The 845-nt window shown below is 54.3% G+C and carries 1 protein-coding gene; it reads right to left on the bottom strand.

Going from position 1 to position 845, the window contains the following annotated elements; translation table 11 throughout:
* Positions 1–845: glutamate decarboxylase (locus A7Z29_RS23060; protein WP_105290908.1), on the bottom strand; the 845-nt coding region annotated here is incomplete at both ends.

Genomic DNA, 845 nt, shown 5'->3' with positions numbered 1-845 from the left:
AGATAGTCAACGTTGAACACCAGTTCTTTCGGCAGTGCTTCTTCATCACGCCAGATAACCCAGCCGCAGCCCAGCGGAGCCAGACCAAATTTATGACCTGAAGCACTGATCGATTTCACGCGCGGCAGGCGGAAGTCCCAGACAATATCCGGAGCCACGAACGGTGCCAGGAAGCCACCGCTGGCGGCGTCGATGTGCATGTCGATGTCGATACCGGTGTCGGCCTGGAATTTATCCAGCGCATCGTGCAGCGGTTGCGGGAACTCATAGTTACCGGTGTAGGTCACACCAAAAGTCGGCACCACGCCGATGGTGTTTTCGTCGCAGGCTTCAATCATGCGTTTCGGATCCATGAACAACTGACCGGGGCGCATAGGGATCTCGCGCAGTTCCACATCCCAGTAGCGGGCAAATTTATGCCAGCAGATTTGCACCGGCCCGCACACCAGGTTGGGTTTATCGGTCGGTTTACCTGCGGCTTCCATTCGTTTGCGCCAACGCCATTTCATTGCCATCCCGCCGAGCATACAGGCCTCGGAAGAACCAATGGTGTTGGTGCCAACGGCCTGACCGTTTTTCGGCGCAGGCGCGTGCCACAGGTCGGCAACCATGTTTACACAACGCAGGTCGATAGCTGCGGACTGCGGATATTCTTCTTTATCGATCCAGTTTTTGTTGATCGACAGATCCATCAGCTTATGAACATTTTCGTCGTCCCAGGTCTGGCAGAAAGTCGCCAGGTTCTGACGGGCGTTACCGTCGAGAAATAATTCATCATTGATAATCTGGAATGCGATGTCATCGCGCATTTCGTGCAGCGGAAAACGTTTAGATTCCGCGATAGT

Source organism: Escherichia sp. MOD1-EC6842 (genome assembly GCF_002965705.1).
GTDB classification, from domain to species: domain Bacteria; phylum Pseudomonadota; class Gammaproteobacteria; order Enterobacterales; family Enterobacteriaceae; genus Escherichia; species Escherichia ruysiae.
This window is presented reverse-complemented; position numbering and strand designations above follow the sequence as displayed.